The sequence below is a fragment of the Mesorhizobium sp. M4B.F.Ca.ET.143.01.1.1 genome, from assembly GCF_004792275.1.
Lineage (GTDB): Bacteria > Pseudomonadota > Alphaproteobacteria > Rhizobiales > Rhizobiaceae > Mesorhizobium > Mesorhizobium abyssinicae.
Window position 1 is genome coordinate 185351 of the sequence record NZ_SRSR01000013.1, and the last position, 7353, is coordinate 192703.

At 65.8% G+C, this 7353-nt stretch carries 7 protein-coding genes; 5 read left to right on the forward strand and 2 right to left on the reverse strand.

All coding sequences use genetic code 11. The features are described 5' to 3' along the window. Window positions 1-51 precede the first annotated feature (51 nt). Window positions 52-2205 carry a glycine--tRNA ligase subunit beta gene (glyS, locus tag EN786_RS27090; protein WP_127310705.1) on the forward strand — a complete coding sequence of 718 codons (2154 nt, stop codon included), beginning with the start codon at window positions 52-54 and terminating at the stop codon, window positions 2203-2205. 223 nt (window positions 2206-2428) lie between these two features. Beyond that, on the forward strand, window positions 2429-2713 hold the full coding sequence (locus EN786_RS27095) for an ATPase (RefSeq protein WP_127284249.1): 285 nt from the start codon (window positions 2429-2431) through the stop codon (window positions 2711-2713). A 66-nt stretch (window positions 2714-2779) separates the two neighbouring features. On the opposite strand, the gene EN786_RS27100 is transcribed toward EN786_RS27095, so the two are convergent. Both EN786_RS27100 and EN786_RS27105 read right to left on the reverse strand, forming a co-directional pair. Then, window positions 2780-3169 carry a hypothetical protein gene (locus EN786_RS27100; RefSeq protein WP_127284250.1) on the reverse strand — a complete coding sequence of 130 codons (390 nt, stop codon included), beginning with the start codon at window positions 3167-3169 and terminating at the stop codon, window positions 2780-2782. 136 nt (window positions 3170-3305) lie between these two features. Then, window positions 3306-3797: a hypothetical protein gene (locus tag EN786_RS27105; RefSeq protein ID WP_245478329.1), complete on the reverse strand. Its 492-nt coding sequence runs from the start codon at window positions 3795-3797 to the stop codon at window positions 3306-3308. A gap of 164 nt (window positions 3798-3961) precedes the next feature. On the opposite strand from EN786_RS27105, the gene EN786_RS27110 reads away from it, so the two are divergent. From EN786_RS27110 to EN786_RS27120, 3 genes are all read left to right on the forward strand, one after another. After that, window positions 3962-4927, forward strand: a complete 966-nt coding sequence (locus tag EN786_RS27110) for an L-threonylcarbamoyladenylate synthase (protein ID WP_189340569.1) — start codon at window positions 3962-3964, stop codon at window positions 4925-4927. Between the two features lie 20 nt (window positions 4928-4947). Then, a complete protein-coding gene (locus tag EN786_RS27115) occupies window positions 4948-6393 on the forward strand; it encodes an FAD-binding oxidoreductase (protein ID WP_127287095.1) in 1446 nt (481 codons plus the stop codon). A 185-nt stretch (window positions 6394-6578) separates the two neighbouring features. Further along, window positions 6579-7145: a DUF6101 family protein gene (locus tag EN786_RS27120; RefSeq protein WP_127287094.1), complete on the forward strand. Its 567-nt coding sequence runs from the start codon at window positions 6579-6581 to the stop codon at window positions 7143-7145. The last annotated feature ends 208 nt before the right edge of the window (window positions 7146-7353 follow it).

Consider the following 7353-nt stretch of genomic DNA (forward strand, 5'->3'; position numbering starts at 1 on the left):
CGGCGCTGCGCGCCGACCCTCCCCATCGAGGGGAGGGTAAGGAGCCAACCTATGCCCGACCTGCTTCTCGAACTTCGCTCCGAGGAAATCCCCGCGCGCATGCAGCGCAAGGCCGCGGGCGATCTCAGGAAGATGCTGACCGACGGCCTCGTCGAGGCCGGTCTGACCTATGAGGCGGCGCGCGAGTACTGGACGCCGCGGCGCCTGGCGCTCGACATTCGCGGCCTGACGGCGCGCTCCAAGGACATTCGCGAGGAGATCAAGGGCCCCGCCACCTCGGCGCCGGAACAGGCGGTGCAAGGCTTCCTGCGCAAGGCCGGCCTCGCCTCGATCGCCGAGGCGCATGTCCATTCCGACCCGAAGAAGGGCGACTTCTATGTCGCCCATATCTCCAAGCCGGGCAGGGCGGCGGAGGACATCATCGCCGAACTGGTGCCGGGCATCATCCGCAGCTTCCCCTGGCCGAAATCGATGCGCTGGGGGCCGGCCTCGGCCAGGCCCGGCTCGCTGCGCTGGGTGCGGCCGCTGCAATCGATCGTCTGCACCTTCGGCCCCGAGACCGAGGAGCCCGTGGTGGTCGATTTCGATATCGACGGCATCCGCTCCGGCAACGTCACCTATGGCCATCGCTTCCACGCCCCGGGCGAATTCACCGTGCGTCGTTTCGACGACTACGTGTCGAAGCTGGAGGCCGCCAAGGTCGTGCTCGATGCCGAGCGGCGCAAGGAGATCATCCTGGCCGACGCCCGCAACCTAGCCTTCGCCAACGGTCTCGACCTGGTCGAGGACGAAGGGCTGCTGGAGGAAGTTTCCGGCCTCGTCGAATGGCCTGTCGTGCTGATGGGCGAATTCGAGCAGGATTTCCTCGCCATTCCGCCCGAGGTCATCCGGCTGACCATCCGCGCCAACCAGAAGTGTTTCGTGACCCGGCCGCAAGGGGCGGGCGAGGACCTGTCCAACCGCTTCATCCTCGTCGCCAACATCGAGGCCAAGGATGGCGGCAAGGAGATCGCGCATGGCAACGGCAAGGTAGTGCGCGCCCGCCTCTCCGACGCGTTCTATTTCTGGAAGACCGACCAGGGCGATCTGCCAGATTTCGGCGAGCTCAAGACGTCGGCGGAAAGGTTCGGGCTCGATCTGAAGAAGCCGCTCGACCAGCGCATGGCGCGTCTGGACCATCTCAACGTGACCTTCCACGCCAAGCTAGGCACACAGGGTGCACGCGTCGAGCGTATCGCGCGGCTGGCCGAGGAACTGGCGCCGGTCGTCGGCGCCGATCCGGCGCTGGCGCGCCGCGCAGCCGTGCTCGCCAAGGCCGACCTGCAGACCGAAGTGGTCGGCGAGTTCCCGGAATTGCAGGGCGCCATGGGCCGCAAATATGCGCTGCTGGAGGGCGAGCATCCGTCCGTCGCAGCGGCTGCCGAGGAACACTACAAGCCGCAGGGCCCGTCCGACCGCGTGCCGACCGATCCGGTCTCGGTGGCGGTGGCGCTCGCCGACAAGCTCGACACGCTGACCGGCTTCTGGGCCATCGATGAGAAGCCGACCGGCAGCAAGGATCCGTTCGCGCTGCGGCGTGCTGCGCTCGGCGTGGTCAGGATCCTGATCGAGAACCGCGTTCGGTTGGCGTTGACATCTATCTTCGCCAAGGCCTTTGCAAACTTTGCAGGCGGTGCGAGCCAGCAGTCCGACCTCCTCGCCTTCTTCCACGACCGCCTGAAAGTCTATCTCCGCGATCAGGGCGCCAGGCATGATCTGATCGATGCCGTCATCACGCCGCAGTCGGACGACCTCTTGCAGATCGTGCGCCGCGTCGAGGCGCTCGGGTCCTTCCTCGACAGCGACGACGGCAGGAATTTGCTCGCCGGCACCAAGCGCGCGGCCAACATCCTGGCCGCCGAGGAGAAGAAGAAAACCCTGGTCGCCGAGACTGTTGAGCCGGCGCTGTTTCGCGAGGATGCCGAGAAGTCGCTGTTTGCCGCAGTGAATCAGGCCGAGAAGGAAGCCGGCCAAGCGATTCAAAACGAAGATTTTTCCGCCGCCATGCTGGCGCTTAGCGTTTTGCGTGAACCGGTTGATTCATTTTTTGAACGGGTTCTCGTCAATGATGAGGACCAGGCCGTGCGCGCCAATCGGCTGGCGCTGCTTGCCCGCATCCGCGCCGCCACCGACCAGGTCGCGGATTTCTCCAAGATCGCCGGCTGACGGCTGAGAAAAGTCGGCCCTGAAGTTGCCTGCGCCTAGCAGGGCGCGGGCAGCGCGCCCCTGCCTTCAGGCGTCAAAATTAGTACGCTGGCGCCGGCTTACAGTCATATGACGATGACCTCCGCATGGGAGAACCAATGCGTGTCGCCCAGAAGTGTGCAGCGGTTCTGGGACAACGACATGCATCAAACAAAAGACGTTCCCCCAACGATGGAGGCTTGCCATGCATTCCGATCACGACATCGAAGTGACTGAAGAAACCCCGGCCGTCGAGGCGAGCGACTCCGCCTCCGACACCATCCTCGATCATGCCGCCGCGGCCGCGGTCGAGGCCGCCGATCTGTCTGACGACGAGGATGGCGACGACGAAGACGCCGAAGATACCGACGAGGAAGCCACCCTCTCGGGTGACGATGAGGACGAGGACGGCGAAGAAGAAGACGGCGTGAAGGCCGAAGGCGATGACGACGAAGACGGGTCCGACGAGGACAAGGAAGAAGCCGCCTGAGCATCCGCGCCCAACTGGCCCGACCGGGCCAAGAAAAGGGCGGCGCCAGCGCCGCCCTTTTTGCCGTCAGTCCTCGAGGATGCTGACGTAGACGCTGTTCGAATAGACATCGACCTGGATGAGAGGCTCGCCATTGATGATGGCGCGCCGCGTCGCGCCGCTCATGGCGCCGCCACGCTTCAGCATCCGCTCAAGATCGGCGCGGTCCTCGTTGCTGCGGAACCAGGCGTCGCCCTCGTCGTCGCGGTCGCGCCGATGGAACTTGTGCCAGTTGGCGCGGTCCTGCCTCACCATCTGCGCGGCGCTGTCCAGCGGATAGCCGTCGCTGGCTTGGTGATCCCGCTCGGAAATGCGCGCGACATAGGAGCCGAGCATGTCGTCGGCCCGCGCCGTGCTCGTGCCCAGCACCGACGCCAGCAGCAATGCGGCGACGGCAAATCGTCTCGTCTTGTTCATGATGAACCCCCTTATGAAACCCAAATCCTCGTCCAGCGAAGCCGCCCGAGCGGTTCGGGCAGCGGCGATGGAATCAGGGACGAATACTGCCATCCGCACATGTGTGCCGGATGACGGATCCGCCTCCGCCGAAAGCTTACATGGCTTTTCCGATAGGGGATATCGGTGCCGGCTGCGCCGATGCCGGTTGCGGCTGCTGCGCCTCCGGCTGCGATTTCGGCTCGCCGTTTGGCGCGGTCGCCTCGCCGGCCGGCTTGCCGTCTTCGGCGGGCTTCGTCTCGGTCGCCGGCGCAGTGGCGGCGGTGGCCTTGGCCGGCACGGCAGCAGGCGTTGCAAAGGCGCCGCCGACGACGCCGCCGCGGATGATCATCGGGCTCTGCATGGAGCCATGATGCGTGGGCTTCTCGGGGATCGCCGCCACTTTCTCGTCGGTGACGTCGGGTGCCGGCTCGCCGAGCGCCACCACCGACGGCGTCGAGCCGATCTTCATCGGGTCCGCCGCGCCGAGCCTGATGATGGACGGCGTCGCGGTCGACGCGCCGAGCGCGACAATGGACGAGGCCTGCGCACTGCCCGTGATCGCCGACAGGCCGACGCCAAGCGCTGCAAGGATACGCATCGACACCATGTTACTTCCCCTGGCCCAACAGACCGGCACCATATTCCCGCGGGATTGATGCCTGCTTGCGCGGAAACATAGCATTTTAGGGATTGATAATTCGCCAACGCCCGCACTTGCCCCCCGGGCGTCGCCGTATTACGCAGCCCCGCATCTTATAGAGGTGACGACAAGTGGCTGAGATACTTGCCGCCGGCAAGGCGATGAAGCGGGCTCTGGCGCTGCTCGAAGGCGGCGATGTCGTCGCCATTCCGACCGAGACCGTCTATGGGCTGGCCGGCGACGCCACCAATGGCATCGGTGTTGCCCGCATCTTCGAGGCCAAGGGCCGGCCGCGCTTCAATCCGCTGATTGCCCATGTCGCCGATCTCGCCATGGCCGAGCGGATAGCGGTCTTCGATCCGCTGTCGAGGAAGCTGGCCGGGGCCTTCTGGCCGGGGCCGTTGACACTGGTGTTGCCGCAGCGCCCCGGCAACGGCATTCATCCGCTGGTCACGGCCGGGCTCGACACCATTGCGCTGCGCATGCCGAGGGGCTTCGGCGGCGAGTTGATCGCCAGGCTCGGTCATCCGCTCGCCGCGCCAAGCGCCAATTCGTCCGGCAGGATCAGCGCCACCACCGCCGAGGCCGTGGCGGCCGATCTCGGCGACAGGATCAGGCTGGTGGTCGATGGTGGCGCGACGCCGGTCGGCCTGGAATCGACCATCGTCAAGGTCGAGGGCGAGAGCGTGCGGCTGCTGCGGCCAGGCGGTATCGCCGCTGCCGAAATCGAGGCCGTCGCCGGCAAGCCGCTGCTGCGCGGCGCGGCCGCCGGCATCGAGGCGCCCGGCATGCTCGCCTCGCATTACGCGCCGGGCGCCGCGATGCGGCTCAATGCCCGACAGATCGCCAGCGGCGAGGCGCTGCTCGCCTTCGGCGGCAGTCGCGCCGAAGGCTGGCAGGATGCCGCCGCGCTGCGCAACCTCTCCGAGACCGGCGACCTGCGCGAGGCGGCGGCGAACCTCTTCGCCTACATGCAGGACCTCGACCGCAGCGGCGCTGCGACCATCGCTGTCGAGCCGATCCCCTTCGACGGACTGGGCGAGGCGATAAACGACCGGCTGTCGCGCGCCGCAGCGCCGCGTGACAAGACCGGCTGAGCGCCATAGGTTCTGGCCCCATGAACGATCAGACCGACGACCACCCCTTCGAGCTCGACTCCGCCATCATCGACCGTTTCGCGGCCATCGTCGGCGAGCAATACGCGCTGCGCGGCGAGGCGGAGATCGCGCCCTACATCAGCGAAAGGCGCGGCCTGTGGCACGGCAGGACGTCGCTGGTGCTGAGGCCGGGCAGCGTCGAGGAGGTGAGCCGCATCATGCGGCTGGCGACCGAGACCAAAACGCCCGTCGTGCCGCAGAGCGGCAACACCGGACTGGTCGGCGCCCAGGTGCCGGACAAGTCCGGCCACGACATCGTGCTTTCACTGTCGCGGCTGAACCGCATCCGCGAGATCGACGTGCTCTCCAACACCGTCACCGTCGAGGCCGGCGTCATCCTGCAGACCCTGCAGGAAGCGGCCGACGCCGCCGGCCGGCTGTTTCCGCTGTCGCTTGCCGCGCAGGGCTCCTGCCAGATCGGCGGCAACCTCTCGTCCAATGCGGGCGGCACCGGCGTGCTCGCCTATGGCAATGCGCGCGAGCTTTGCCTCGGCGTCGAAGTCGTGTTGCCGACCGGCGAGGTGTTCGACGATCTGCGCAAGCTGAAGAAGGACAACACCGGCTACGATCTGAAGAACCTGTTCGTCGGCGCCGAAGGCACGCTCGGCGTCATCACCGCCGCCGTGCTGAAATTGTTTCCGAAGCCGAAGGGCAGGGAGGTCGCTTTTGCCGGCCTTCCGTCGTCCCCGAAAGACGCGCTTTCGCTGTTCACACTGGCGATGGACCGGGCCGGCGCTTCGCTCACCGCTTTCGAACTGATCGGCAAAAGGCCCTACGACTTCACGCTGAAGCACGGACAGGGCATCTCGCGACCGCTGGCCGACGACTGGCCCTGGTATGTGCTGATGCAGGTCTCGTCCGGCCGTTCCGAGGAGGACGGCAAGGCGCTGATCGAGGAGATACTGTCGGCCGGGCTCGAGCAGGGCATCGTCGGCGATGCGGTGGTCGCCGCAAGCCTTGCCCAGGGCGATGCCTTCTGGAACTTCCGCGAGACGTTGCCCGAGTGCCAGAAGCCCGAGGGCGCCTCGATCAAGCACGACATCTCGGTGCCGATCGCCGCGATCCCCGAATTCATCGACAAGGCGGCCGGCGTGGTGGAGACCGTCTGTCCCGGCGCGCGCGTGGTCTGCTTCGGCCATATGGGCGACGGCAATCTCCACTACAACATCTCCCGCCCAGTGGATTGGCAGGACGCCGTGTTCCTCGACCTCTACCATCCCATGAACAAGGCCGTTCACGATGTCGTGCGCTCCTTCCACGGCTCGATCTCGGCCGAGCACGGCATCGGCCAGCTGAAACGCGACGAGCTGATCGCCACCGCGCCGCCGATGGCGATCGATCTGATGCGCCGGGTGAAGGCGGCCATCGACCCCGCCGGCATTATGAATCCCGGTAAGGTTATCTGATCCTTCCAACATGTTGTGGATGGTTGCATTCCGATAACCATCGGCTCAGATCAGCAAAATTTAACCGACTTTCTTAAGCGCGGCGGTAAGAAGCCAGCGCTAATGTTTCGCCATAAGCGAGGCCGGAAAAAACTGGCCCGGAGAGAACCGGTAAACGGCCCTCAGGAGAGACAGGAAGGCACTCGATGAACACTGGACTGAAGCCAGTCTGGGCAGGGCGCAACATGCGTCTCGACCCATTCCGCCTGCCGCAGATGGTGAGCTATGCGACACGCGACGACTATGGCGATGTTACCTTCACCATCGACCAGCGTGGCGCAGTCATTCGCCGCATGCTGGAGATGAGCGGCGTGCCGGCGATCATCGCACTGCCTGCCAAGGCGTTTCGCGGCGTCGCCGCCCGCGCCATGGAGGATCCCGAAGGCAACGTCACGGTGACGCTCGAACTCCTGCACAATGATCCGATGCTGTCGGTGCCGCTGCTGGTGGCAGACGACCTCGACGACGTCGCCGCCGACTGGCGCGCCTGGGCCGACGCCTATCGCCTGCCGATGCTCCTGATCGAGGCCGATGGCGTTGCCCGCACGCTGGAGGAATCGCTCGGCGCCGCCATCAAGGCGCTGCCGCCGCAGGAGCGCCGCAAGGGCCGTGTCTCGACCATGCGCCGTCCGCGCTTCCTTGCCCGCCGCCGGGCCGGCGATCTTGGCCTCAGACTCGTCGTCGACGGCGAGGAGATCATTTCGCACGAGTAGTCTGCTCATCCCGCTGGCGATTGGCGAAACCGCCGATGACAGCCTTCTTCTCCCCGTCACTATACGGGGAGAAGTGCCCGGTGTCCGAACCGGATAGATAGGTAACAGAATGGACCGATTGCATAGGTGACAGTTTTCTCCCTCGCCGGAGGACCCGGCGATGGTTTGGCGAGAGACTGGCATCATGGACGAGCGGCTTCGTTTTGTA